The organism is Streptomyces sp. NPDC058052, from assembly GCF_042885515.1.
Classification (GTDB): domain Bacteria; phylum Actinomycetota; class Actinomycetes; order Streptomycetales; family Streptomycetaceae; genus Streptomyces.
In genome coordinates, this window is sequence record NZ_JBHVRX010000017.1 from 125538 (window position 1) to 150254 (window position 24717).

Genomic DNA, 24717 nt, shown 5'->3' on the forward strand with positions numbered 1-24717 from the left:
CGGCCACCCCTCGCGGGGTGGCCGCCCTTCGGTCAAGCGACTCGCTTACTGGTTGTACGGACCGTAGTCGTAGTCCTCCAGCGGAACGGCCTGGCCGGAGCCGGTGCCGAACGGCGAGTAGTCGAGGTCGTCGTAGCCGACGGACGAGTACATCGCCGCCTTGGCCTCCTCGGTCGGCTCGACCCGGATGTTGCGGTAGCGGGAGAGACCCGTACCGGCCGGGATGAGCTTACCGATGATGACGTTCTCCTTGAGGCCGATGAGGCTGTCGGACTTGGCGTTGATCGCCGCATCCGTCAGGACTCGGGTCGTCTCCTGGAAGGAGGCGGCCGACAGCCAGGACTCGGTCGCCAGCGACGCCTTGGTGATACCCATCAGCTGCGGACGGCCGGAGGCGGGGTGACCGCCCTCGGTGACCACACGACGGTTCTCGGTCTCGAACTTCGACCGCTCGACCAGCTCGCCCGGCAGGAGCTCCGCGTCGCCGGACTCGATGATCGTCACGCGGCGGAGCATCTGCCGGATGATGATCTCGATGTGCTTGTCGTGGATCGACACGCCCTGCGAGTTGTAGACCTTCTGGACCTCGCCGACCAGGTGGACCTGGACCGCGCGCTGACCGAGGATCCGGAGCACGTCGTGCGGGTTGGTGGCACCCACGGTGAGCTTCTGGCCCACCTCGACGTGGTCGCCCTCGCCCACGAGCAGACGGGCACGCTTCGAGATCGGGAACGCCGTCTCGTCGGTGCCGTCGTCCGGGGTGACGACGATCTTCTTGGTCTTCTCGGTCTCCTCGATGCGGACGCGACCGGCCGCCTCGGAGATCGGGGCGACACCCTTGGGCTGACGCGCCTCGAAGAGCTCGACGACACGCGGCAGACCCTGGGTGATGTCGTCACCGGCCACACCACCGGTGTGGAAGGTACGCATCGTCAGCTGGGTACCGGGCTCACCGATGGACTGGGCGGCGATGATGCCGACCGCCTCACCGATGTCGACCAGCTTGCCGGTGGCCAGCGAGCGGCCGTAGCAGAAGGCACAGGTGCCGACGGCGGACTCACAGGTCAGGACCGAACGGGTCTTGACCTCCTCGACGCCCGCGTTGACGAGGGCGTCGATGAGCACGTCACCCAGGTCGACGTTGGCCGGCGCGATGACCTTGCCGTCGACGACGACGTCCTCGGCGAGCATCCGCGCGTACACGGAGGTCTCGACGTCGTCCGTCTTCCGCAGGACACCGGCCTCGTCCTTGGCCGCGATCCGCAGCTTCAGACCGCGCTCGGTGCCACAGTCCTCCTCGCGGATGATCACGTCCTGCGAGACGTCCACCAGACGACGGGTCAGGTAACCCGAGTCGGCGGTACGCAGGGCGGTGTCGGCGAGACCCTTACGGGCACCGTGCGTCGAGATGAAGTACTCGAGGACGGTGAGGCCCTCACGGAAGGACGCCTTAATGGGACGCGGGATCGTCTCGTTCTTGGCGTTCGACACCAGACCACGCATACCGGCGATCTGACGCATCTGCATCATGTTTCCTCGGGCACCCGAGTCCACCATCATGAAGATCGGGTTCGTCCGCGGGAAGTTCGCGTTCATCGCCTCGGCGACCTCGTTGGTCGCCTTGGTCCAGATCGCGATGAGCTCCTGAGTGCGCTCTTCCTTCGTGATGAGACCGCGCTCGTACTGCTTCTGGACCTTCTCGTCCTGCTCCTCGTAGCCCTTGACGATGGCCTTCTTGGCCTCGGGCACGACGACGTCGGAGATGGCCACGGTGACGCCCGAACGGGTCGCCCAGTGGAAGCCGGCCGCCTTCAGGTTGTCGAGCGTCGCCGCCACGATGACCTTGGGGTAGCGCTCGGCCAGGTCGTTGACGATCTCGGAGAGCTGCTTCTTGCCCACCGAGTAGTCGACGAACGGGTAGTCCTCGGGCAGCAGCTCGTTGAAGAGCGCACGGCCCAGCGTCGTCTTCAGACGGAAGCTGTCACCCTGCTGCCACTCCGGCTCGCCCTCCTCGGCGACCGGGGGGACCCAGCCGCGCGGCGGGACGGTGCCGATCGGGAAGCGGATGTCGATCTCCGACTGGAGCGCGAGCTCCCCGGCGTCGAACGCCATGATCGCCTCGGCCGTGGAGCCGAACGCGCGGCCCTCGCCCTTGGTGTCACGCAGCTCGCCGTCGGTGGTGAGGAAGAACAGACCGAGGACCATGTCCTGGGTCGGCATCGTCACCGGGCGGCCGTCGGCCGGCTTGAGGATGTTGTTCGAGGACAGCATCAGGATGCGGGCCTCGGCCTGCGCCTCCGCGGAGAGCGGCAGGTGCACGGCCATCTGGTCACCGTCGAAGTCCGCGTTGAAGGCGGTGCAGACGAGCGGGTGGATCTGGATGGCCTTGCCCTCGACCAGCTGCGGCTCGAAGGCCTGGATGCCGAGGCGGTGCAGCGTGGGCGCACGGTTCAGCAGAACCGGGTGCTCGGCGATGACCTCTTCGAGGACGTCGTACACGACCGTGCGGCCGCGCTCGACCATCCGCTTGGCGCTCTTGATGTTCTGCGCGTGGTTCAGGTCGACCAGGCGCTTCATCACGAACGGCTTGAAGAGCTCCAGCGCCATGGCCTTGGGCAGACCGCACTGGTGCAGCTTCAGCTGCGGACCGACGACGATGACGGAACGCGCGGAGTAGTCCACACGCTTGCCGAGCAGGTTCTGACGGAAACGACCCTGCTTGCCCTTCAGCATGTCGCTGAGGGACTTCAGCGGACGGTTGCCGGGGCCCGTGACCGGGCGACCACGACGGCCGTTGTCGAAGAGGGCGTCGACCGCCTCCTGGAGCATCCGCTTCTCGTTGTTCACGATGATCTCGGGGGCACCGAGGTCGAGCAGACGCTTCAGACGGTTGTTGCGGTTGATCACACGGCGGTACAGGTCGTTCAGGTCGGAGGTCGCGAAGCGGCCACCGTCGAGCTGCACCATCGGACGGAGGTCCGGCGGGATGACCGGCACGCAGTCGAGAACCATGCCCTTGGGGCTGTTCGCGGTCTGCAGGAACGCGGAGACGACCTTGAGGCGCTTGAGCGCACGGGTCTTCTTCTGGCCCTTGCCGGTGCGGATGATCTCGCGGAGCTTCTCCGCCTCCTCCTCCAGGTCGAAGGACTCCAGGCGCTTCTGCAGCGCCGCGGCACCCATCGAGCCGTCGAAGTACGTGCCGAAGCGGTCACGCAGCTCGCGGTAGAGGAGCTCGTCGCCCTCCAGGTCCTGGACCTTGAGGTTCTTGAAGCGGGACCAGACCTCGTCCAGACGGTCGATCTCGCGCTGCGCGCGGTCGCGCAGCTGCTTCATCTCGCGCTCGGCACCCTCGCGCACCTTGCGGCGCACGTCGGCCTTGGCGCCCTCGGCCTCCAGCTCGGCCAGGTCGGACTCGAGCTTCTTGGCGCGGTTCTCCAGGTCGGAGTCGCGGCGCTGCTCGATCTGCTGGCGCTCGACGGAGACGTGGGCCTCCAGCGACGGGAGGTCGCGGGTGCGGCGCTCGTCGTCGACGAAGGTGATCATGTACGCCGCGAAGTAGATGACCTTCTCGAGGTCCTTCGGGGCGAGGTCGAGCAGGTAGCCGAGGCGCGACGGAACGCCCTTGAAGTACCAGATGTGGGTGACGGGAGCGGCGAGCTCGATGTGGCCCATCCGCTCACGGCGCACCTTCGCGCGGGTGACCTCGACGCCACACCGCTCGCAGATGATGCCCTTGAAGCGGACACGCTTGTACTTGCCGCAGTAGCACTCCCAGTCCCGGGTCGGACCGAAGATCTTCTCGCAGAAGAGTCCGTCCTTCTCGGGCTTCAGGGTGCGGTAGTTGATGGTCTCCGGCTTCTTGACCTCGCCGTGGCTCCACTGACGGATGTCGTCAGCGGTGGCCAGACCGATCCGGAGCTCGTCGAAGAAGTTGACGTCGAGCACTATGCGTCAATCCCTCTCAGGGTTGTAAGGCTGTGGGGTCTGATACGGGGGTCCTGGGGCCGGCGGGGGGACCATCGCTGGTCCCCCTGCCGGACTCCCGTCAGACCTCTTCGACGCTGCTCGGCTCGCGCCGGGACAGGTCGATGCCGAGCTCCTCCGCTGCGCGGAAGACGTCCTCGTCGGTGTCGCGCATCTCGATGGACATGCCGTCCGAGGACAGCACCTCCACGTTGAGGCACAGGGACTGCATCTCCTTGATGAGCACCTTGAAGGACTCGGGGATGCCGGGCTCAGGGATGTTCTCGCCCTTGACGATGGCCTCGTAGACCTTCACGCGGCCGGTCACGTCGTCGGACTTGATCGTCAGCAGCTCCTGGAGGGCGTACGCGGCGCCGTAAGCCTCCAGCGCCCACACCTCCATCTCACCGAAGCGCTGGCCACCGAACTGGGCCTTACCACCCAGCGGCTGCTGGGTGATCATCGAGTACGGGCCGGTCGAACGCGCGTGCAGCTTGTCGTCGACCAGGTGGTGGAGCTTGAGGATGTACATGTACCCGACCGAGATCGGGTCCGGGAACGGCTCGCCGGAGCGGCCGTCGAACAGGCGCGCCTTACCGGTCGGGAGCACCATGCGCTCGCCGTCGCGGTTCGGGATGGTGTGCTGGAGCAGACCGGCGAGCTCGTCCTCACGGGCACCGTCGAAGACCGGGGTCGCGACGTTGGTGCCCGGGGCGACGGAGTCGGCGCCGATCACCTGGAGGCGCTGGGCCCACTCGTCCGCGAGGCCGGAGACGTCCCAGCCGCGGCTGGCGAGCCAGCCGAGGTGGATCTCCAGGACCTGTCCCGGGTTCATTCGGGACGGGACACCCAGCGGGTTGAGGATGATGTCGACCGGGGTGCCGTCCTCGAGGAAGGGCATGTCCTCGATCGGGAGGATCTTGGAGATGACACCCTTGTTGCCGTGACGGCCGGCGAGCTTGTCACCGTCGGTGATCTTGCGCTTCTGGGCGACGTAGACGCGGACCAGCTGGTTCACGCCCGGGGGAAGCTCGTCGCCCTCCTCGCGGTCGAAGACGCGGACGCCGATGACCTTGCCGGTCTCGCCGTGCGGGACCTTCAGCGAGGTGTCACGGACCTCACGGGCCTTCTCGCCGAAGATCGCGCGGAGCAGGCGCTCCTCCGGGGTCAGCTCGGTCTCGCCCTTGGGCGTGACCTTGCCGACCAGGATGTCGCCGGCGACGACCTCGGCACCGATGCGGATGATGCCGCGCTCGTCGAGGTCGGCGAGGACCTCCTCGGAGACGTTCGGGATGTCCCGGGTGATCTCCTCGGGGCCGAGCTTGGTGTCACGGGCGTCGACCTCGTGCTCCTCGATGTGGATCGAGGAGAGGACGTCGTCCTGGACGAGGCGCTGCGACAGGATGATCGCGTCCTCGTAGTTGTGACCCTCCCACGGCATGAACGCGACGAGCAGGTTCTTGCCGAGCGCCATCTCGCCGTTCTCGGTGGCCGGACCGTCGGCGAGGACCTGGCCCTCGATGACGTGGTCACCCTCGGCGACGACGACCTTCTGGTTGACCGAGGTGCCCTGGTTCGACCGGGAGAACTTGTGCAGGCGGTACGTGTTGTACGTGCCGTCGTCGTTGGCGACCGTGATGTAGTCGGCCGACAGCTCCTGGACGACACCGGCCTTCTCGGCCTTGAGGACGTCGCCGGCGTCGGTGGCACAGCGGTACTCCATGCCGGTGCCGACGAGCGGGGCCTCCGCCTTGATGAGCGGGACGGCCTGGCGCATCATGTTCGCGCCCATGAGGGCACGGTTGGCGTCGTCGTGCTCGAGGAAGGGGATCATGGCGGTCGCGACCGACACCATCTGGCGCGGCGAGACGTCCATGTAGTCCACGTCCGACGGCTCGACGTAGTCGACCTCGCCGCCACGCTTGCGGACCAGGACGCGGTTCTCGGTGAAGCGCAGCTCGTCGTCGAGCGCGGCGTTGGCCTGCGCGATGACGAAGCGGTCCTCCTCGTCGGCGGTGACGTAGTCGACCTCGTCGGTGACCTGGCCGTCGACGACCTTGCGGTACGGCGTCTCGATGAAGCCGAACGCGTTGACGCGGCCGTACGAGGCGAGCGAACCGATCAGACCGATGTTCGGGCCTTCGGGGGTCTCGATCGGGCACATGCGTCCGTAGTGGGACGGGTGCACGTCTCGGACCTCGAAGCCGGCCCGCTCACGGGACAGACCACCAGGGCCCAGCGCCGAGAGACGACGCTTGTGCGTCAGACCCGACAGCGGGTTGTTCTGGTCCATGAACTGCGACAGCTGGCTGGTGCCGAAGAACTCCTTGATGGAGGCGACGACGGGCCGGATGTTGATCAGGGTCTGCGGCGTGATCGCCTCGACGTCCTGGGTGGTCATGCGCTCGCGGACGACGCGCTCCATACGAGCCAGACCCGTGCGGACCTGGTTCTGGATGAGCTCGCCGACGTTGCGCAGACGACGGTTGCCGAAGTGGTCGATGTCGTCGGTCTCGACGACGATCTCGTTGCCGTTCTCGCCGATCGTCTCGGTCTCGCCCGCGTGGAGCTTGACCAGGTACTTGATCGTGGCGATGACGTCGTCGGTGGTGAGCACGCCGGCGTCCAGCGGCTCGTCGGCGCCGAGCTTCTTGTTCACCTTGTAGCGGCCGACCTTCGCGAGGTCGTAGCGCTTCGGGTTGAAGTAGAGGTTCTCGAGCAGCGTCTGAGCGGCCTCACGGGTCGGCGGCTCGCCCGGACGGAGCTTGCGGTAGATGTCGAGCAGCGCGTCGTCCTGGCCCTGGGTGTGGTCCTTCTCCAGGGTGGCGCGCATGGACTCGTACTCGCCGAACTCCTGGAGGATCTGCTCGGTGGTCCAGCCGAGAGCCTTGAGGAGGACGGTGACCGACTGCTTGCGCTTGCGGTCGATGCGGACACCGACGAGGTCGCGCTTGTCGATCTCCATCTCCAGCCAGGCACCCCGGGACGGGATGATCTTGGCGGAGAAGATGTCCTTGTCGGACGTCTTGTCGATCGAGGAGTCGAAGTAGACGCCCGGCGAGCGGACGAGCTGCGACACGACGACACGCTCGGTGCCGTTGATGACGAAGGTGCCCTTGTTGGTCATGAGCGGGAAGTCGCCCATGAAGACCGTCTGGGACTTGATCTCGCCGGTCTCGTTGTTGGTGAACTCGGCGGTGACGAAGAGCGGGGCGCCGTACGTGAAGTCACGGTCCTTGCACTCGTCGATGGAGTTCTTCGGCGGCTCGAAGCGGTGGTCGCGGAAGGTCAGCGACATCGACCCGGAGAAGTCCTCGATCGGGGAGATCTCCTCGAAGATCTCCTCCAGACCGGACTTCGTGGGGACGTCCTGTCCCGACTCAAGGGCAGCCTCGACGCGAGCCTTCCAGGCGGCATTGCCGAGCAGCCAGTCAAAGCTCTCGGTCTGCAGCGCGAGGAGGTTCGGAACCTCGAGGGGCTCCTTGATCTTTGCAAAGGAGATGCGCAGCGGGGCGGTGCTGGCGCCGTTGTTCGTGTTGTTCGAGGCGTTGCGCGAGGCGGCCAAGAGGGGGTCCTTCCGAGGGCTCGGACTCACTACGCGCGTACCGGTCCCCAGCAACGCTTCACGGCAGACGTTTCCTGAAGTGACCAAAAGGCCAGGTCAGACGGGGTCGGTCCACGAAGCTGATGCGAAGGTATGCCCCTGGTGACGGGCAGGGGGCAGCTAACAGGCAGCGCAAAGGGTCAGTGTAGCCACTTGGCTCACTGATGTCCAGGGCGACTTCTTCGCGACCCTCGTTGCTCTCAACTCCGCGGTACTCGCGCCGTGCGGCGCACCTCGATACTGCCCGTTCGGTCGTCGATCCATGCCTCGGAAACGGATCGTTGTGACGACGCGTCCTGAGAATTGCGCGCGGCGTGCCGTTCGTCAAGGCCCCCGCCCGTGAGCGGCGCACGGCGAAGATCACCATACTCCGCTTCCGGAGACCCGTACGACCCCCGCCACGCGGGTCCCGGGAACGCCGAAAGGCGACCACCCAGATGGATGATCGCCTTTCGGTGCCTCCGCGTTACACGGGGGCAGGAGTCAGCTCAGCGAGCCGAAACGGCCTTACTTGACCGTGACGGAGGCGCCGGCGGCCTTGAGGGACTCGGCAGCCTTCTCGGCGGCCTCCTTCGCGACCTTCTCGAGGACCGGCTTCGGGGTGCCGTCGACGAGGTCCTTGGCCTCCTTGAGGCCCAGGGAGGTGAGCTCGCGCACGACCTTGATGACCTGGATCTTCTTGTCGCCGGCACCCTCGAGGATGACGTCGAACTCGTCCTGCTCCTCGGCGGCCTCGGCCGGGGCGCCCGGGGCACCCGGGGCGGCGACGGCGACGGCCGCGGCGGCGGTGACGTCGAACTTCTCCTCGAAGGCCTTCACGAACTCGGAGAGCTCGATGAGGGTCATCTCCTCGAACTGGGCGAGGAGGTCGTCCTGAGAGAGCTTCGCCATGATGGGCGATCCTTCCACTAATTCGGCAGGTGCCGATGTGTCTTTAGAGGCGGGCGTAACGGCCCGCTACGACCCGTGCACTACGCGGCGCGGATCAATGCGCGAGCCGAATTACTCGGCACCGCCCTGCTCGGCCTGCTTGGCACGGAGCGCGTCCACGGTGCGGACGAGCTTCGACGGCAGCGCCTGGAAGAGCTGAGCAGCCTGAGACTGCTTGCCCTTGAAGGCACCGGCCAGCTTGCTGAGCAGAACCTCGCGGGACTCGAGGTCCGCAAGCTTCTTGATGTCGTCGGCGGAGAGAGCCTTACCGTCAAGGACACCAGCCTTGATGATGAGGTTCGGGTTCTCCTTGGCGAAGTCACGCAGGGCCTTCGCCGACTCCACCGGGTCACCGGTGACGAAGGCGACCGCGGTCGGACCAGCGAAGTGCTCGTCCAGTGCGGTGATCCCGGCCTCGTTGGCCGCAATCTTGGTCAGCGTGTTCTTCACCACGGCGTACTGGGCGTTCTCACCGAGAGAGCGACGCAGCGTCTTGAGCTGCGCCACGGTGAGACCCCGGTACTCGGTCAGCACGGCGGCGTTGGAGCTCTGGAACGCGTCCTTGAGCTCGGCCACCGATGCAGCCTTGTTGGGCGTCGGCATAGTGCGTTCGCCTCCTTCCGGGTGATGAGGACCGCTCAGAAGGGGCTGAACAAACGAAAACGCCCCGGGCGCAGGCGCACGGGGCTCAGCTCGACCGGATGGGACATCCGGGAACTCTCCACAGTCACCTGCGCGGGTCGTCCGCAGTCAGCGGATCCTTCGGCCACCGCACCCGGTAGGGCACAGCAACGACCAGCGGTCTTTGGCTTCTGTGGAAGAGTACGTGACGTCGTGCGTCAGGGGCAAATCAGCCCTGAGCGCCCTCGGTGCCGGCGCCCTCGCCGAGGGCCTCGCCGGCGTCCTGGAGCATCTTGAAGAGGTCGACGGTCTCGTCGGCCGGCGGGGCCTGGACCGCGGCCTTGGTGCCGTAGTCGCTGTAGTCGGCGCGGATGTTCACCTTGCCCTCGTCCATCTCCATGGCGATGTCCATGCGGGCCGGGTAGCCGTTCTTGTCGACCCAGACCTCGGTGTCGTACCCCTTGAGGCCGGTCTTCTTCACGTTCTCGATGAGCTGGTCGTGCTCCTCCTTGCTGAGGAGCTCCAGCGACTTGTTGGCCTTCAGCATCTGCTCGAAGGTGAGCGTGCCCTTGTAGTGCTCGGTCTCCATGCCGTTGACCTTCTCGGCACCGACGTGCTTGAGGTCCGGGGAGTCCAGCAGGAGGGCGAGCTGCTGGGCCGGGTCCTGGTTCATCTGGTCCAGGTTGCCGGTCATCGCCTTCTGGAGGGCCTTGTCGCCGGAGGCGTCGGCCGCCGCCTTCATGTCCAGCTTCATCCAGCGCTTGCCGTCCATCTCGGCGGCCTGCTTCTCGCCCATGTCCATGTACATGACGTTGTCGAGCATCAGCATGCGCATCTGCTCGGGGGCGTCCGGGTTGCCGGCGCTCAGCATGGAGCCCTTGATGGTGTAGTCCATGAACCCGGGGTCCCAGCCCTGGACGCCGGTCATCTCCATCGTGCCGGACTCGGCGCCGACGACCTCCAGGCTCATGGTCATCTTGACCTTGGCGGCCTTGGCGGCCGACGTCTTCTCGAACGCCGCCGTGAGGACCTGCGTGACATTGCCCGGGTCACCGGCCTTGGCGCCCGCCGCGCCCGCCTTGTCGTCGTTACAGCCCGCGAGGCCCGCCACGAGGCCCGCGGCGGTCAGCGCGACGCCCGCGCGCTTCCAGGTCGACTTGCGCATAGGTGTTCCCCACCCCTTGATCTTCGTCTTTGCGTTCTCTTGAACCGTAACGCACCCCTACGACAGAGAGAGACGCAATAAAAGCCGCCCCCCGTTCCTCCGGAGAGGAACGGGGGGCGGCTTCTTCAGGACTGACTGCTACCGAGCCGGAAGGGCTCAGACCGCGGCCGGGTCCTCCTCGACGAGGAGGTTGCGGGTGCGGTTCGAGTCGACCGGGATGCCGGGGCCCATCGTGGTGCTGATGGCGGCCTTCCGGATGTAGCGGCCCTTGGCGGCGGACGGCTTCAGACGGAGGATCTCCTCCAGCGCCGCGCCGTAGTTCTCCACCAGCTGCGTGTCGTCGAAGGACGTCTTGCCGATGATGAAGTGCAGGTTCGAGTGCTTGTCGACGCGGAACTCGATCTTGCCGCCCTTGATGTCGTTGACAGCCTTGGCGACATCGGGGGTCACGGTGCCGGTCTTCGGGTTCGGCATGAGACCACGCGGACCGAGCACGCGGCCGAGGCGGCCGACCTTGCCCATGAGGTCCGGGGTGGCGACCACGGCGTCGAACTCGTTCAGGCGCTGGCCCTTGGCGATCTCGTCGATCAGCTCGTCGGAACCGACGATGTCGGCGCCCGCGGCGACCGCGGCCTCGGCACGCTCACCGGTCGCGAAGACCAGGACCCGGGCGGTCTTGCCGGTGCCGTGCGGGAGGTTCACGGTGCCACGGACCATCTGGTCGGCCTTGCGCGGGTCGACACCCAGGCGGAAGGCGACCTCGACGGTGCCGTCGAACTTCGTGGTGGAGGTCTCCTTGGCAAGGCGGACGGCCTCGAGCGGGGCGTAGAGCTTCTCCCGGTCGATCTTGGCGTCGGCAGCCCGGAGGGACTTGCTGCGCTTCACTTCTGCTCCTGGTGTGTTTCAGGTGTGGAGTCGTGGTGCGGGCCAAGCGCTGGCCCTACCACTGAGGTCACGAGGGGGGTGATCAGCCCTCGACCGTGATGCCCATGGAACGGGCGGTGCCGGCGATGATCTTCGACGCGGCGTCCAGGTCGTTCGCGTTGAGGTCGGGCATCTTGGTGGTGGCGATCTCGCGGACCTGCGCCTCGGTGATCTTGGCGACCTTGGTCTTGTGCGGCTCGCCGGAGCCCTTCTCCACGCCCGCGGCCTTGAGGATCATCTTGGCGGCCGGCGGCGTCTTGGTGATGAAGGTGAAGGAGCGGTCCTCGTAGACCGTGATCTCCACCGGGATCACCCAGCCACGCTGCGACTCGGTCGCGGCGTTGTAGGCCTTGCAGAACTCCATGATGTTGACGCCGTGCTGACCGAGCGCGGGGCCGACCGGCGGGGCCGGGTTCGCCGCACCGGCGTTGATCTGGAGCTTGATGAGCCCCGTGACCTTCTTCTTCTTGGGAGGCATTGCTCTCTCCGGGTCCTAGTGAGAGTTTTCAGCCGATCCATCCGGTCATCCGGATGGAGGCATACCGCACAACGATAACGGGTATGGCTGCGCGTCCAAAAACCGAGCAGGTCAGAGGGGCTGTAGCAGCCCCTCTGACCTGTCCGGAAAATCAGGAACGATCGAGGAAGAACGACCGGTGGACGATCAGTTCTTCTGGATCTGGTCGAAGCTGAGCTCGACCGGGGTCTCGCGACCGAAGATCTCGACGAGGCCCTTGACCTTCTTCGAGTCCGGGTTGATCTCGTTGATCGTGGCCTGGAGGGTGGCGAAGGGGCCGTCGGTGACGGTGACCGAGTCGCCGACCTCGAAGTCCAGGACCTGGACCTCCAGCTTGCGGGCCGGAGCCGGCTTGCCCTCGGCCTCGGCGGCCTCGCGGGCGGCCTTCTCCTCGGCCTCCGGGGCGAGCATCTTGACGATCTCGTCCAGGGTCAGCGGGTACGGGTCGTAGGCGTTGCCCACGAAGCCGGTGACGCCGGGGGTGTTGCGGACGACGCCCCAGGACTCGTTCGTCAGGTCCATGCGGACGAGGACGTAGCCGGGGAGCTTGTTCTGCTTGACGTTCTTGCGCTCGCCGCCCTTGATCTGGACGATCTCTTCCTCGGGCACCTCGGCCTGGTAGATGAAGTCCTCGACGTTGAGCGAGACGGCGCGCTGCTCCAGGTTGGCCTTCACGCGCTTCTCGTAGCCCGCGTAGGTGTGGATGACGTACCACTCGCCGGGCAGGGTGCGCAGCTCCTCGCGGAGGGCGGCGACCGGGTCGACGGGGGCGGCCGGCTCGGCCTCCTCCTCGGTCTCCTCGATCTCGGCCTCGGCCTCGGCGGTGTCGTCGTCGGCCTCCTCGGCCTCCTCGACCTCGTCGGCGAGCTCGGACTCGTCGTCCTCGGCGTCCTCGTCCTCGACGGCGGAGTCCTCGGCGGCCTCTTCCGCCGCGGCGTCCGCAGCCTGGTCCTCGTCCTCGTCGGCGGCCTCGATGATGTCCAGCTCGTCCTCGACGGACTCGGACTCGAAGGCGTCGTTCAGGTTCGCGTCAGACACGGTGGCTGCTTCTTCCTGCGATACAGATGGGGTGGAACAAAAAGTCAGCCGAAGACGTACTTGACTGCTTCCTGGAAGCCAAAGTCAATCACGGTGACCAGGCCGATCATCACGACCACGAAGACGATCACGACGGTGGTGTACGACGTCAGCTGACTGCGCGTCGGCCAGACGACCTTGCGGAGCTCCGCGACGATCTGGCGGTAGAAAACGGCGAGACGGCCCAGGGGGCCCTTCTTCCCGCGCTTGCCGCCCTTGCGGCCCTTCTTCTTCGCATCCGAAGAAGCGTCTTCGGCATCAGGCATGTCGATGGAGCCTACGGCGTCCGTCACGATCTCTCACCTGATTCCGGGTCGGCCGTGCCGCGCCCGGGTGGAGCCGCACGGCGGTGCAATGAAGTACGTACATGCGCACAACACCTGGCGGTGTGTGTAGCAGGGCCGGAGGGACTTGAACCCCCAACCGCCGGTTTTGGAGACCGGTGCTCTACCAATTGAGCTACGACCCTTTGTCGGTGCCCCCAACCTACCCCATGTGTGACGGGGCCGGTGCGGGCCAACGAGGAGTGAGTGTACGTGACCTTGGGCCCTCACGTCGAACAGGAACCGCGCCGACCTGCCGACGGGCCGCTTCGCGACCGGTATCGACCGCTCCTGTCCGCTCACTGAAACCTGTGTGCCGGGCCGCGAGGGGGTCTGGGACGATGGCCGTATGAGCGCTGCTACCCCTCCCACCGAGCGTCGGGTCTCCGCCCGGATCGGTGCGATCTCCGAGTCCGCCACTCTCGCCGTCGACGCCAAGGCCAAGGCCCTCAAGGCCGCCGGGCGCCCGGTGATCGGCTTCGGCGCCGGTGAGCCCGACTTCCCGACCCCGGACTACATCGTCGACGCGGCCGTCGAGGCATGCAAGAACCCGAAGTACCACCGCTACACGCCGGCCGGCGGCCTGCCCGAGCTGAAGTCCGCGATCGCCGCCAAGACGCTCCGCGACTCCGGCTACGAGGTGGACCCCTCCCAGGTCCTGGTGACCAACGGCGGCAAGCAGGCGATCTACGAGGCGTTCGCCGCGATCCTCGACCCGGGCGACGAGGTCATCGTCCCGGCCCCGTACTGGACCACCTACCCCGAGTCGATCCGCCTCGCCGGCGGTGTCCCGGTGGAGGTCGTGGCCGACGAGACGACCGGCTACCGCGTCTCGGTCGAGCAGCTGGAGGCGGCCCGCACGGAGCGGACGAAGGTCGTCCTCTTCGTCTCCCCGTCGAACCCGACCGGCGCCGTCTACAGCGAGGCCGACGCCGAGGCGATCGGCCGCTGGGCCGTCGAGCACGGCCTGTGGGTCCTCACCGACGAGATCTACGAGCACCTGGTCTACGGCGACGCGAAGTTCACCTCGCTGCCGGCGCTCGTCCCCGAGCTGCGCGACAAGTGCATCGTCGTCAACGGCGTCGCCAAGACGTACGCGATGACCGGCTGGCGCGTCGGGTGGATCGTGGGCCCGAAGGACGTCGTCAAGGCCGCGACCAACCTCCAGTCGCACGCCACCTCCAACGTCTCCAACGTGGCCCAGGTCGCCGCGCTGGCCGCCGTCTCCGGGAACCTGGACGCGGTCGCCGAGATGCGCGCCGCCTTCGACCGGCGCCGCCAGACGATCGTGCGGATGCTGAACGAGATCGACGGCGTCCTCTGCCCGACCCCGGAGGGCGCGTTCTACGCGTACCCGTCGGTGAAGGAGCTGATCGGCAAGGAGATCCGCGGCAAGCGCCCGCAGAGCTCCGTCGAGCTGGCCGCGCTGATCCTGGACGAGGCCGAGGTCGCGGTCGTCCCGGGCGAGGCGTTCGGCACCCCCGGCTACCTGCGCCTGTCGTACGCGCTCGGTGACGAGGACCTGGTGGAGGGCGTGTCCCGGATCCAGAAGCTGCTGGCCGAGGCCCGCGACTGACCGCTCCCGCGCGACGGGCCCCGGTTCCTCCGGAACCGGGGCCCGTTTCTGCGTTCGGGAAGGTACCGATCGGGGAATCGTCGTGCATACCGCCGTTCGGGTAAGGCAGGATCGGGCGATGGAGCACCCTTCCCGCGACCTCAGCACCCTGCCCAAGGCCCATCTGCACCTGCACTTCACCGGTTCGATGCGCCCCACCACCCTCATCGAGCTGGCCGACAAGTACGGCGTGCACCTCCCCGAGGCGCTGAGCAGCGGTACTCCCCCGAGACTGCGGGCCACGGACGAGCGCGGCTGGTTCCGCTTCCAGCGCCTGTACGACATCGCCCGCTCCTGCCTGCGCTCCCCCGAGGACATCCAGCGGCTGGTGCGGGAGGCGGCGCAGGAGGACGTGCGGGACGGCTCGGGGTGGCTGGAGATCCAGGTGGACCCGACCTCGTACGCGCCGCACCTGGGCGGGCTGATCCCGGCCCTGGAGATCATCCTGGACGCGGTCGACTCGGCCTCCCGGGAGACCGGCCTCGGGATGCGGGTGCTGGTGGCCGCCAACCGCATGAAGCACCCGCTGGAGGCGCGCACCCTGGCCCGGCTCGCGGTGCGGTACGCGGACCGGGGCGTGGTCGGTTTCGGGCTCTCCAACGACGAGCGCCGGGGCATGGCCCGTGACTTCGACCGGGCCTTCGCCATCGCCCGCGAGGGCGGCCTCCTGGCGGCCCCCCACGGCGGCGAGCTGACCGGCCCCTCCTCCGTGCGCGACTGCCTCGACGACCTGCTGGCGGCCCGCGTCGGGCACGGCGTACGGGCCGCGGAGGACGAGCGGCTGCTCCGCAAGCTCGCCGAGCGGGGCGTGACCTGCGAGGTGTGCCCCGCCTCGAACGTGGCCCTCGGCGTCTACGAGAAGCACGAGGACGTCCCCCTGCGCACCCTCTTCGAGGCGGGCGTCCCGATGGCGCTCGGCGCCGACGACCCCCTCCTCTTCGGCTCCCGCCTCGCCGCCCAGTACGAGATCGCCCGCCGCCACCACGGCTTCACCGACCCGGAACTGGCCGAACTGGCCCGCCAGTCGATCCGCGGCTCGGCGGCCCCGGAGGACGTCAGGAAGCAGCTCCTGTCCGCGATCGACGACTGGCTGGCGGCCCCGGTCTAGCCAGGCCGTCTCATCCGGATCCTGCCGGGCTCGCGACGTCCGGCACGCACGCTCGCCGCGTCGTCGTCGCTAGAGCGCGACGCCGATGGTCACCGGCTCGTTGACGAGGGTGACCCCGAAGGCGTCCCGGACACCGGCGACCACCTCGCGCGCGAGGGCGAGGAGGTCCTCGGTGGTGGCCTCGCCGCGGTTGGTGAGCGCGAGGGTGTGCTTGGTGGAGATCCGCGCGGGCCCGGAGCCGTACCCCTTGGTGAAGCCGGCCCTGTCGATGAGCCAGGCCGCGGAGGTCTTGGTGCGGCCGTCGCCGGTCGGGTAGGCGGGCGGGGTGACGTCGGGGCCGAGCCGGTCGGCGACGCGCGTGAGGAAGGTCCCGTACTCCTCCGCCGTGAGGACCGGGTTGGTGAAGAAGGAGCCGGCGGACCAGGTGTCGTGGTCCTCGGGGTCGAGGACCATGCCCTTGCCGGCGCGGAGCCGCAGGACGGTCTCGCGGGCGTGGGCGAGCGGCACGCGGTCGCCGGCGGCGACGCCGAGGGCGCGGGCCGTCTCGGGGTACGCGATCGGCGCGGAGAGCCCGCCGGCGTCCTCCAGCTCGAAGCGGACGCGCAGCACGACGTAGCGGTCGGGCCGGTCCTTGAAGAGGCTGTGCCGGTACGAGAAGGCGCACTCGGCGTTGGTGAGGGTGACGGTCTCCTCGGCCCGGCGGTCGTACGCGACGACCTCGGTGAGGGTGGCGGAGACGTCCTGGCCGTAGGCGCCGACGTTCTGGATCGGGGTGGCGCCGGCGGAGCCGGGGATGCCGGCGAGGCATTCGACGCCGGCGAGCCCGGCCTCGACGGTCCGGGCGACAGCGTCCGTCCAGACCTCGCCGGCGGCGAGCTCCAGGCGGGTCCCGTCGAGGGAGAAGCCGGTGGTGGCGATGTGCAGGGCGGTGCCCTCGAAGCCCTTGTCGCCGATGACCAGGTTGGAGCCGCCGCCGATGACGAGCAGCGGGGTCCCGGCCGCGTCGGCCTCGCGGACCGCGGCGATCACCTCGTCGTCCGTGGTGGCCGTGACGAGCCGGGTGGCGGGGCCGCCGAGCCGGAAGGTGGTCAGGGGGGCGAGGGGGGCGTCCTTGAGCTGCTGCACGGGCTCAAGGGTACTTACCCGCCGCACGGGCGACGGGTAAGCACCGGTCCGGCCGTCAGGCCAGGCGGACGACGGCCTTCGACATGCCGAGCACCTTCTGGCCGGCGCTGGTCGCCGTCAGGTCGACCCGGACGAGGCCGTCGTCGAGCTTGGCGCCGACCTTGGCGGAGACCTCGACCACGGCGCCGACCCCGTCATCGGGGACGACGACCGGCTTGGTGAAGCGGACGCCGTACTCGACGACGGCGGCGGGGTCGCCGGCCCAGTCGGTGACGACGCGGATCGCCTCGGCCATGGTGAACATGCCGTGGGCGATGACGTCCGGGAGGCCGACCTCGACCGCGAACCTCTCGTTCCAGTGGATCGGGTTGAAGTCCCCCGAGGCGCCCGCGTACCGGACGAGGGTGGCGCGGGTCACGGGGAAGGTCTGCGCGGGCAGTTCGGTGCCGACCTCGACCTCGTCGTAGGCGATCTTCGCGGTCATGGTCATGCCTCCTCGGGGGCGCGGGAGACGAGCTTGGTCCAGGCGGTGACGACGTGCTCGCCGGTCTCGTCGTGGACCTCGCCGCGGATGTCCAGGATGTCGTTGCCGGCCAGCGACTTGATCGCCTCGATGGTGGAGGTGACCGAGAGGCGGTCGCCGGCGCGGACGGGCCGCGTGTAGGCGAACTTCTGGTCGCCGTGGACGACGCGGCTGTAGTCGAGGCCGAGCTGCGGGTCCTCGATCACCTGCCCGGCGGCCTTGAACGTGATGGCGAACACGAAGGTCGGCGGGGCGATCACATCGGGGTGGCCGAGTTCCTTGGCCGCCTCGGGGTCGGTGTACGCGGGATTCGCGTCGCCGATCGCCTCGGCGAATTCGCGGATCTTCTCGCGGCCGACCTCGTAGGGCGTGGTGGGCGGATAGGTCCGGCCCACGAAGGACTGGTCGAGTGCCATGGACTCGATACCTCCTGCTGGTCTTTTGCCGATGCGGTCGTTGATCGTGCCGGGATTGCCGATCAGGCCGGCAGAAACGCCACGAGGCCGCCCCCTGGTGGGGACGGCCTCGTGGACGAGCCTGATTAGCGCGTCTCGCGGTGCGCGGTGTGCGAGTTGCAGCGAGGGCAGTGCTTCTTCATCTCAAGACGGTCCGGGTTGTTACGCCGGTTCTTCTTGGTGATGTAGTTCCGCTCCTTGCACTCCACGCAGGCCAGCGTGATCTTCGGGCGGACGTCGGTGGCAGCCACGTGAGTGCTCCTTGACGGACGGATGGATGGATGAACGCATGAAAGAGTAGCCGATCGCAGGACCGACCCCACAATCGGCTACCGTGTGTAGCGGTGACCGGACTTGAACCGGTGACACAGCGATTATGAGCCGCTTGCTCTACCGACTGAGCTACACCGCTTTGATGTCGGTAGCCCCGCCCGAAGGCGGGATTCCCTACACCAGAGCCCCAATACGGAATCGAACCGTAGACCTTCTCCTTACCATGGAGACGCTCTGCCGACTGAGCTATTGGGGCGAGCGAGGAAGACATTACACGGTCTGCGGCCCATCACCCAAATCCGTTTGGCCGCGCCCCCCGGCCGGGCCGCCGCCCCCGCCCCGTACGCCACTCGTGGACTCATCGGTACGACTATTGCGCTCCTCCTCGAAGGCGGAGCCGCCCACCCCTAGGCTCTCCCCACGCTGCGTGATCTCGATCTTGGTGACTTGGTGAGGAGCCCGATGTCGGCCGACAGCAAGCAGCCCCGTCAGCCCTCCGACGACGGGGGCGGCGCGGCGACCGAGGACCCGAACTCGCTCCTGCTGTCGAACGCGCGCCTGACCGACGGACGGACCGTGGACGTGCGGCTGGTGCGGGGCCGGATCGAGGCGGTCGGCACCGCGGGGAGCCTGAGCACGGCCGGCGCCCGGGTGGACCTGGCCGGGTACCTGCTGCTGCCGGCGCCCGCCGAGCCGCACGCCCACGCCGACACGGCGCTCTCCGCCGACACCCCCGGCCCGGTCTCGTACGCCCCCGAGGAGGTGCAGCGGCGGGCCACCGAGGCGGCGCTGCTCCAGCTCGGGCACGGGGCGACCGCGCTGCGGGCCCACGTCCGGATCGGCGACGTGCACGGCCTGGGGCTCCTGGAGGCCGCCCTCCAGGCCCGGCGCTCGCTGCGCGGCCTGGTGGACCTGACGGCCGTGGCGGTGCCCCGGCTGCTGACCGGGGCGGCCGGCGCCGACGGCCTGGCGATGCTGCGGGACGCGGTGAAGATGGGCGCCGGGGTGGTGGGCGGCTGCCCGGACCTGGACCCGGACCCGGCGGGGTACGTGGAGGCGGTCCTGGAGGTCGCGGCCGAGCACGGGGTGCCGGTGGACCTGCACACGGACGGGGACGACCCGGCGCGGCTCGCCCGGTTCGCGGCGATGGCCGGCGGACTGCGCCCCGGAGTGGCGATCGGACCGTGCGCGGGGCTCGCCCGGCTGCCGGAGGAGCTGGCGGGCCGTGCGGCGGACCGACTGGCGGCGGCGGGCGTGACGGTGGTCTGCCTGCCGCAGGGCGGCTGCGCGGGGACCGAGCGGCGGGGTACGGCCCCGGTGCGCCTGCTGCGGTCCGCGGGGGTGCGGCTGGCGGCCGGGAGCGGCTCGCTGCGGGACACGGCCAGCCCGGTGGGACGCGGGGATCCGCTGGAGGCGGCCTTCCTGCTGGCCTCGCTGGAGGGGCTGTCGCCCGAGGAGGCGTACGGGGCGGTGAGCACCGGGGCGCGGGAGGCGATGGGCCTTCCGGAGGTACGGGTGGAGGCCGGTTTCCCGGCGGAGCTGGTGGCGGTGCGGGGCGAGCGGCTCGCGGGCGTGCTGTCGCTGGCGTACAGCCGGATCGTGGTGCACCGGGGGCGGGTGGTGGCGCGGACGAGCGCGGTGCGGGAGTACTGCGACTCGGCGGCGGCGCTGGACCTGCCCCGTCAGTCGCGGCCCGATCCGGGAGGCCCGGCGGCCCGCTGAGCCGTACGGTCGGGGTATGCGCATCGTCATCGCTGGAGGACACGGTCGGATCGCCCTGCGCCTGGAGCGGCTGCTCTCGGCGGGCGGACACGAGGCGGTCGGGCTGATCCGCCGCCCGGAGCAGGCGGAGGACCTGCGGACGGCGGGTGCGGAGCCCGTCGTGCTGGATCTGGAGTCGGCGTCGGCGGAGGAGGTCGCGGAGGTCCTGCGGGGCGCGGACGCGGCCGTCTTCGCGGCGGGCGCGGGCCCGGCCAGCGGGGCCGCCCGCAAGGACACGGTGGACCGCGGGGCGGCGGTCCTGTTCGCGGACGCGGCGGAGCGGGCGGGCGTCCGCCGCTTCGTCGTCGTCTCGTCGATGGGCGCGGACGCCGCACACCCGGGCGACGAGGTCTTCGACGTCTACCTGCGGGCGAAGGGCGCCGCGGACGACGCGGTCCGGGCGCGCCCGGGCCTGGAGTGGACGGTCCTGCGCCCCGGGATGCTCACCGACGACGCCGGCACGGGCCTGGTCCGCCTGGAGGCCCGCACGGGCCGCGGCCCGGTCCCCCGCGACGACGTGGCGGCCGTCCTCGCCGAACTGGTGGAGACCCCCGGCACGGCCGGCCTGACCCTGGAACTGGTCGGGGGCGCGACCCCGGTCACGGTCGCGGTGAAGGACGTGGCCGGCAACTGACCCGCCGGGGAGGGGCCGCCGGCGCCTCCCCGCTCCCGCTCCCGCTCCCGGAAACGAGTGAAGGTCCCCGGTGCGAACACCGGGGACCTTCTTCACGTGGCGACGCCAGGATTCGAACCTGGGTAGGCTAAGCCGACGGATTTACAGTCCGTCACGCGGGACACAACGCCAAGCTTGTGACCAGCTGCAACGTCGCCTGGGCCCACTCTGATTGAGCATCACGTCCACACCTCGTCCACATCACCAGGGTTCGGGGGCTTGATCGTTAAGGGGCAACGCGTCGGCCCCCTCCCGCTGGGGCTCAGACATGGACTGGCCAGGACTTGCCGTACAACCTGACGCCCAGCCCCTGCTGCCTGCCATGATGACCTTCCCGCTGTCACCCATGCTGCCGGCAGGCAGTACGAGAACGTGGAGTCGTAGTGGCTGCTCTGGAACTCCTGACCTACCGAGTCGCAGGTGGCGCGTTGAAGGCCATCACAGAGTCGGCCATGCGGTCGACAATGGCTCCGAAGTCTGGGGCTCTCATCGTTTCAAGGGGTTCAACAGGGCGACTTAGGAATCGGCTATTTCCAACCGTTTCCATCACAGAGGGCGACATTAAATCTTTCGAGAAGCACGTCCTCTCTACCATTAGCCCGCTACTCGCCACCGAATTTAAGGAATTGCCTCCCAACGAAAAGGAGGCAGCCATTGAAGCGGTCGCACAAGCATATGCGAAGTCTACCGCCGACGCCTTTGATTTCGACTTCGATCCCGAGAAGTACGCGACGCACATCAAGAAGAATTTCGAGAATGAGCTGTCGACAATGCGGCTTGGCGAGCCCGCCGAGCAGCTGTATTCTCGAATTGTCCACGAAGTTGCAGCGCAAGCGTTGAACTTCATCACCACCTGGCCTTCTTTTCTTGCGCGTGCCAGCGTGGAGAATTTGAAGCGCATGACTCAACTCGCAAAAGACCTTGAGAAAGTGCGCAAATCTGTCATTGATGACGCCACGAGGGAGGAGATCGATTTCGAGGAGAGGTACGCAGGGGTCATTATCGAAAAATTGGACCAGCTTGAACTCTTTGGTGTAACTGTTTCTGACGACACACAAAGAACTTACCCGCTTAGCACCGCCTACATCAGTCTTTCTGTGACTGAAAGCAGCGTCAGAGGCAGGCCCGCGAGCGAGGCGGAGCAAATTGCCCCGCCCATAGCGACGGAGTCTAGAAACCTCGAAGACGCGGTGGGTGGACTGCGCTCTGAGAGTGCGATTTCAAATTTCGATCGCATAATGCTCAGAGGGGACGCCGGATCCGGAAAAACTACGCTACTTCATTGGCTTGCCGTGAACTCTATGCGTCGTTCACTTGAAGGTGAAATGCATACGTTCAACGGCTACGTGCCGTTCGTTATTCCTCTGCGGCGATTTGCCGATCGGCCTCTTCCCGTCGCTCATGAGTTCTTGAGTGAGACTGGTCGCCATCTGACTGGCGAAATGCCCAATTCTTGGGTCAATAGAGTTCTTCGCAGCGGCCAGGCTTTCGTTCTCATCGACGGAGTGGATGAGCTTCCCGAGACACGCAGGGACGAAGCCAAGGAGTGGCTCACTGAACTCCTAGCCGCCTACCCGACCGCGCGCTACATTGTGACATCGCGCCCCGGGGCTGCTCAGGAAGAATGGCTAAAGCGTGAGAACTTCACATCAGTCGACATGCTCCCCATGAGCTCGTCTGACATTGCGAGCTTTATTCAGCATTGGCACGAATCGGCACGCTCCTGCCTACCCGATACCGTTGACGAGAGGCAGCTCGAGGAACTCGATGATTTCGAGAATGAACTTCTTTCCGCCATTCGTCAGCAACCTCAACTGCGCAGGCTAGCGTCGAATCCTCTGCTTTGCGCACTTCTCTGCACATTGAGCAGGGATCGCCGAATGCAGCTACCTCAAGGCCGCATGGAACTCTATGCAGCCGCGCTCGAAATGCTTCTCGTACGTCGCGACGCCGAAAGGAAGATCAAGCATTCAGACTCTCCAATCATGACGCTGGTGCAGAAACAGCGAATCTTGGGCGTCTTTGCATACTGGCTGCTGCGGAATAAACTGACGGACTCGACTAAAGAACAAGCTGTCTCTCAGATCGAGATCGCTCTCAAGTCCATGCCTGCGGTGCAGGCGACAGGGAGGGATGTCTACAAGTACCTCATGGTGCGAAGCGGGCTGCTGAGGCAGCCAGTGGAGGGCCGCGTGGACTTCATCCATCGAACCTTCCAGGAGTATCTGGCTGCCGACACCCTGATCAATCAGAACGACATTGGAGCTCTGGTACAGAACGCTCACTTGGATCAATGGCACGAGGTCGTAACCATGGCGGTGGGACACGCCAGACCACTGGAACGTGCAGAAATCCTACAAAACCTCCTAGATCGCGGTGATGCCGAGACCGAAAACCGAACACGCCTTCATTTGCTCGCCGGCGCATGCCTAGAGAACGCTGACCAGCTGGACGAGGGCACTTTCGAGCTTGTTCGCAGGAAAGTCTCCGCGCTCATTCCGCCCTCTAAGGTGGCGGATGCGAAAGAGCTTGCAGCGGTCGGCCCCATGGCTCTGAATCTACTTCCGCGCACATTGCGAAACCTCTACGCTGGACAGGCTGCGGCCTGTGTGCGAACCGCAAGCTTGGTGGGGGGCGAAGCAGCCATGGATATCATGAGCGGCTATGCCACCGACTCCCGCAAAATGGTCTACAAAGAGTTGGCGCGGGCGTGGAGACAATTCGACGTAGAGGAGTACGCGGAACGCGTCATTTCGCGGTCACCTCTATCTCAAAGATCTTTGATCGTCGACAACCCGGAGCTACTGGTAGGGGTTAAGTACCTCAGTCGCTTGCGGTCCCTGGAATGTCAATCTTACGTTCCAAACCTGGACTGGATTATTGATGCGCCTCAGCTCAGATCACTGGCTCTCGGCAGGCTGGATACCGGGACTGACCTGTCGCCGCTGGCCAAGTTTATCGCCTTGACGGAACTGGGGATGGGGTTTAGCGGGCCTCTGGATGAGGGGGTGCTGCGCTGGATGGATCAACTCACCGAACTACGCGACTTGAGGCTTGCCCATCCGGGAGAGACGGTGCCGATTGAACCGCGCTACATCCCCGTGCTACCGACTCTAAAGCGGCTCTCCGTCTCCGGATATAAAGTCACCATGTCCGGTATCGCAGATTCTCTTCCTTCGCTAGCTCATCTGCACTTCCTTTTTAGCGACACCATTGACTTTTCCGGAGTTGAGCGCCTCAGCTCGCTGCGAAGCCTACGTGTCTATAATTCTTCAACCCTCGTCAACTGCGAGGCACTAAACTCCCTTGAGAACCTTGACGAACTGACCTTGCTCAACGTGACACAGGAAACTCTGAGCGAGGCTGCCAAGATTCGCAATGTGCCCAAATTTGCGGTGTTCCCTCGCGGCCCCATGAGGGCAGAATTGGATCTGAGCGCGTTCGTTGATCACCCGAGTGTAAGGATTACCGTCCCCTCGACTATGAAGATCCTTCCGTCGGCAGAGGCATTGGGGGATCGGCTTTTGGTGCATCAGGTACGCAGGCCGCACAGCCAGGGGGATGTGGACTGACATCGCCACGGGAAAGTCAATGAGAGGAGGTGCGATGCCGAAAAGTAGCCCTAGGGGCACCTACTTGATCATTGCAGACGCATTGCGCTTGAAGATCGAGGAAGGATCTATCACAACATCGCTTCCATCCGAGGCGTCCCTTGCGGCCTCGCACAACGTCTCGCGCAACACTGTGCGACGGGCCCTGAAGGCTCTCGCAGCCAGCGGGCTAGTGGACTCGGAACCGGGAAGTGGCTGGCGGGTGGTTAAGGAGGGCGCCCGTCCGCCACTCGTAAGGAGAATGACCGATCTCATCACAGATGAATCTCTTGCGGTCGGCGATACCTTTCCCTCTGAGGCTAAGTTGTGCGAGCGATTTGGCGTCTCTCGCACAGCTGTACGTCGCGCCCTGGCCCAGATGGAGGGGGGCGGCCTAGTCGCCACCGTCCACGGTAAGGGGCGCACTGTTCGCGCCCTCCCGACTTCGCCTGAGCACCCGTAGCCTTGGC

At 66.8% G+C, this 24717-nt stretch carries 19 protein-coding genes and 4 tRNA genes; 6 read left to right on the plus strand and 17 right to left on the minus strand.

From position 1 onward, the window contains the following. Positions 1–45: 45 nt before the first annotated feature. The 10 genes from ACFVU3_RS23485 to ACFVU3_RS23530 form a co-directional block, all read right to left on the minus strand. Positions 46–3945: a DNA-directed RNA polymerase subunit beta' gene (locus ACFVU3_RS23485; protein WP_390068966.1), complete on the minus strand. Its 3900-nt coding sequence runs from the start codon at positions 3943–3945 to the stop codon at positions 46–48. Positions 3946–4045: 100 nt separating this feature from the next. Further along, positions 4046–7528, minus strand: a complete 3483-nt coding sequence (rpoB, locus tag ACFVU3_RS23490) for a DNA-directed RNA polymerase subunit beta (protein ID WP_390068968.1) — start codon at positions 7526–7528, stop codon at positions 4046–4048. A gap of 546 nt (positions 7529–8074) precedes the next feature. After that, entirely contained in the window at positions 8075–8458 is a 384-nt protein-coding gene (gene rplL, locus ACFVU3_RS23495) for a 50S ribosomal protein L7/L12 (protein WP_364627775.1), read from the minus strand. A 111-nt stretch (positions 8459–8569) separates the two neighbouring features. Further along, complete coding sequence (gene rplJ, locus ACFVU3_RS23500) at positions 8570–9100, minus strand: 50S ribosomal protein L10 (RefSeq protein WP_030757401.1); 531 nt, start codon at positions 9098–9100, stop codon at positions 8570–8572. Between the two features lie 247 nt (positions 9101–9347). Next, a complete protein-coding gene (locus ACFVU3_RS23505; RefSeq protein ID WP_390068971.1) occupies positions 9348–10283 on the minus strand; it encodes a hypothetical protein in 936 nt (311 codons plus the stop codon). Positions 10284–10439: 156 nt separating this feature from the next. After that, positions 10440–11168 carry a 50S ribosomal protein L1 gene (rplA, locus tag ACFVU3_RS23510; protein WP_390068973.1) on the minus strand — a complete coding sequence of 243 codons (729 nt, stop codon included), beginning with the start codon at positions 11166–11168 and terminating at the stop codon, positions 10440–10442. 82 nt (positions 11169–11250) lie between these two features. After that, positions 11251–11685 (minus strand): 50S ribosomal protein L11, encoded by a 435-nt coding sequence (rplK, locus tag ACFVU3_RS23515; RefSeq protein WP_030494213.1) that lies wholly within the window; start codon positions 11683–11685, stop codon positions 11251–11253. A 186-nt stretch (positions 11686–11871) separates the two neighbouring features. Next, the gene (gene nusG, locus ACFVU3_RS23520; protein ID WP_390068975.1) at positions 11872–12762 is read right to left on the minus strand and encodes a transcription termination/antitermination protein NusG; all 891 of its coding nucleotides are present in this window, start codon (positions 12760–12762) and stop codon (positions 11872–11874) included. 44 nt (positions 12763–12806) lie between these two features. Then, a complete protein-coding gene (secE, locus tag ACFVU3_RS23525; protein WP_390068977.1) occupies positions 12807–13094 on the minus strand; it encodes a preprotein translocase subunit SecE in 288 nt (95 codons plus the stop codon). Positions 13095–13197: 103 nt separating this feature from the next. Continuing rightward, positions 13198–13270, minus strand: a tRNA-Trp gene (locus ACFVU3_RS23530). Positions 13271–13473: 203 nt separating this feature from the next. On the opposite strand from ACFVU3_RS23530, the gene ACFVU3_RS23535 reads away from it, so the two are divergent. Both ACFVU3_RS23535 and ACFVU3_RS23540 read left to right on the plus strand, forming a co-directional pair. Beyond that, positions 13474–14700: a pyridoxal phosphate-dependent aminotransferase gene (locus ACFVU3_RS23535; protein ID WP_390068978.1), complete on the plus strand. Its 1227-nt coding sequence runs from the start codon at positions 13474–13476 to the stop codon at positions 14698–14700. A 118-nt stretch (positions 14701–14818) separates the two neighbouring features. Continuing rightward, positions 14819–15847: an adenosine deaminase gene (locus tag ACFVU3_RS23540; RefSeq protein WP_390068980.1), complete on the plus strand. Its 1029-nt coding sequence runs from the start codon at positions 14819–14821 to the stop codon at positions 15845–15847. Between the two features lie 69 nt (positions 15848–15916). Here ACFVU3_RS23540 and ACFVU3_RS23545 read toward each other — a convergent pair whose 3' ends face one another. From ACFVU3_RS23545 to ACFVU3_RS23570, 6 genes are all read right to left on the minus strand, one after another. Beyond that, a complete protein-coding gene (locus tag ACFVU3_RS23545; protein ID WP_390068982.1) occupies positions 15917–16999 on the minus strand; it encodes a UDP-N-acetylmuramate dehydrogenase in 1083 nt (360 codons plus the stop codon). 28 nt (positions 17000–17027) lie between these two features. Then, complete coding sequence (locus tag ACFVU3_RS23550) at positions 17028–17456, minus strand: MaoC family dehydratase (RefSeq protein WP_390069061.1); 429 nt, start codon at positions 17454–17456, stop codon at positions 17028–17030. Between the two features lie 2 nt (positions 17457–17458). Next, a complete protein-coding gene (locus tag ACFVU3_RS23555; protein WP_390068983.1) occupies positions 17459–17911 on the minus strand; it encodes a MaoC family dehydratase N-terminal domain-containing protein in 453 nt (150 codons plus the stop codon). 125 nt (positions 17912–18036) lie between these two features. Beyond that, complete coding sequence (gene rpmG, locus ACFVU3_RS23560) at positions 18037–18201, minus strand: 50S ribosomal protein L33 (protein WP_003956487.1); 165 nt, start codon at positions 18199–18201, stop codon at positions 18037–18039. An 88-nt stretch (positions 18202–18289) separates the two neighbouring features. After that, positions 18290–18362, minus strand: a tRNA-Met gene (locus ACFVU3_RS23565). A 44-nt stretch (positions 18363–18406) separates the two neighbouring features. Then, positions 18407–18479: transfer RNA gene (locus ACFVU3_RS23570), tRNA-Thr, on the minus strand. Positions 18480–18685: 206 nt separating this feature from the next. Between ACFVU3_RS23570 and ACFVU3_RS23575 the strand changes: the two genes are divergently transcribed. Both ACFVU3_RS23575 and ACFVU3_RS23580 read left to right on the plus strand, forming a co-directional pair. Next, positions 18686–19945, plus strand: coding sequence for an amidohydrolase family protein (locus ACFVU3_RS23575; protein WP_390068985.1), 1260 nt, complete (start codon positions 18686–18688; stop codon positions 19943–19945). A gap of 16 nt (positions 19946–19961) precedes the next feature. Next, the gene (locus ACFVU3_RS23580) at positions 19962–20618 is read left to right on the plus strand and encodes an SDR family oxidoreductase (RefSeq protein WP_390068987.1); all 657 of its coding nucleotides are present in this window, start codon (positions 19962–19964) and stop codon (positions 20616–20618) included. A 97-nt stretch (positions 20619–20715) separates the two neighbouring features. On the opposite strand, the gene ACFVU3_RS23585 is transcribed toward ACFVU3_RS23580, so the two are convergent. Next, positions 20716–20815 (minus strand) — tRNA-Tyr (locus ACFVU3_RS23585). 225 nt (positions 20816–21040) lie between these two features. On the opposite strand from ACFVU3_RS23585, the gene ACFVU3_RS23590 reads away from it, so the two are divergent. Both ACFVU3_RS23590 and ACFVU3_RS23595 read left to right on the plus strand, forming a co-directional pair. Then, on the plus strand, positions 21041–24229 hold the full coding sequence (locus ACFVU3_RS23590) for an NACHT domain-containing protein (protein ID WP_390068989.1): 3189 nt from the start codon (positions 21041–21043) through the stop codon (positions 24227–24229). 34 nt (positions 24230–24263) lie between these two features. Beyond that, positions 24264–24710, plus strand: coding sequence for a winged helix-turn-helix domain-containing protein (locus ACFVU3_RS23595; protein ID WP_390068990.1), 447 nt, complete (start codon positions 24264–24266; stop codon positions 24708–24710). Positions 24711–24717: the final 7 nt, after the last annotated feature.